We start from the raw sequence: 1,788 nt of genomic DNA, 5'->3' as shown, positions 1-1,788 counted from the left end.
GCTGCTGCCTTCTTCGCAGCCGTTACCTTCTTGGCGGGGGCGGCGGCCTTCTTGGCGGGCGCTGCCTTCTTCGCCGGAGCGGCGGCCTTCTTCGCTACCACAGCCTTCTTGGCGGGGGCGGCGGCTTTCTTCGCGGGTGCTGCCTTCTTGGCGGCGGTCTTTTTCGCAGTTGCCATCATTTTCTCCTTGGGTCAATTTGCAAAGAGCACTCCACGCCTGCATTGGACATGGAGCGATCCATGGCGATGGGACGAGTCCCATCGCCATGAACACGGGAACGCCCCGAACGGCAGGGCTTTGCAGCGCTGCCGGTCTGGGACGTGGAATGAAAATGCATGGCCTGGAATGTGTCGGGAGGCTAATCCCAGGACAGTGCACCGCCGGACTGGTACTCGATGACGCGGGTCTCGAAGAAGTTGCGCTCCTTCTTGAGGTCGATCATCTCGCTCATCCAGGGGAAGGGGTTTTCTTCGTTGGGGAACAGCGCCTCCAGGCCGATCTGCGTGGCGCGGCGGTTGGCGATGTAGCGCAGGTAGCCCTTGAACATGGAGGCGTTCATGCCCAGCACGCCGCGTGGCATGGTGTCTTCGGCGTACTGGTACTCGAGCTCGACGGCCTTCATGAACAGGCCATTGATCTCTTCCTTGAACTCCGCGGTCCACAGGTGCGGGTTCTCCAGCTTGAGCTGGTTGATCAGGTCGATGCCGAAGTTGCAGTGCATCGATTCGTCGCGCAGGATGTACTGGTACTGCTCGGCGGCACCGGTCATCTTGTTCTGGCGGCCGAGCGCGAGGATCTGCGTGAAGCCGACGTAGAAGAACAGGCCTTCCATCAGGCAGGCGAACACGATCAGCGACTTGAGCAGCGTCTGGTCGGTCTCGGGCGTGCCGGTCTTGAAGTTGGGGTCCATGATCGCCTCGATGAAGGGGATCAGGAACTCGTCCTTGTTGCGGATGGAGGCGACTTCGTTGTACGCGTTGAAGATCTCGCTCTCGTCGAGGCCGAGCGATTCGACGATGTACTGGTAGGCGTGCGTGTGGATCGCTTCCTCGAAGGCCTGGCGCAGCAGGAACTGGCGGCATTCGGGCGCGGTGATGTGGCGGTACGTGCCCAGCACGATGTTGTTGGCGGCCAGCGAATCGGCGGTCACGAAGAAGCCAAGGTTGCGCTTGATGATGCGGCGCTCGTCTTCGGTCAGGCCGTTCGGGTCTTTCCACAACGCGATGTCGCGCGTCATGTTCACCTCTTGCGGCATCCAGTGGTTGGCGCAGGTGGCGAGGTATTTTTCCCAGGCCCACTTGTACTTGAAGGGCACCAGTTGATTGACGTCGGTCTGTCCGTTGATGATGCGCTTGTCGGCGGCATTCACGCGGCGGTGCACGGTGTCGGCGGGCGGGGCAGAGGGGGTGGGCGTGCTGCCGGCGGGCAGGCTTTCGGCGGGTGCCGCAGCGGCTTGCGAAAGCGCGGACGGCGACACCGCCGGGCGGTTGTTTTGCAGACCGCCGTCCAAGAGTTTCTGCGATGAGGGCTTGACTTCTTCGTCCCAGGTCAGCATAGGTTTTCCAATGGTCGGATTATGAAAGCAGCGCTGCAAAATTAAAAGCGCTGGAGCGTGATGCAGCCATGTTTTTGTTGCTTCACTGCACATTGCGCGGACCTGATCGATCAGGGTGCCGCGCATGGCGTGCGCATCACTGGCAGGCTTCGCAGGTCGGGGTCGTCGATCGCGCAGAACCTTCACGTCGGTCGCGGGCAATGCCGCGGCCTGTGCCTGTGCTGCGGCCGCAG

At 61.8% G+C, this 1,788-nt stretch carries 1 protein-coding gene; it reads right to left on the bottom strand.

What is annotated here, in order from left to right:
• Window positions 1–358: 358 nt before the first annotated feature.
• Window positions 359–1,555, bottom strand: a complete 1,197-nt coding sequence (locus AC27IO_RS23730) for a ribonucleotide-diphosphate reductase subunit beta (protein ID WP_498741114.1) — start codon at window positions 1,553–1,555, stop codon at window positions 359–361.
• Window positions 1,556–1,788 lie beyond the last annotated feature (233 nt).

The organism is Acidovorax sp. KNOB132 (genome assembly GCF_057541515.1).
The sequence above is the reverse complement of the archived record's forward strand: the minus strand, read 5'-3'. Positions and strand labels throughout refer to the sequence as shown.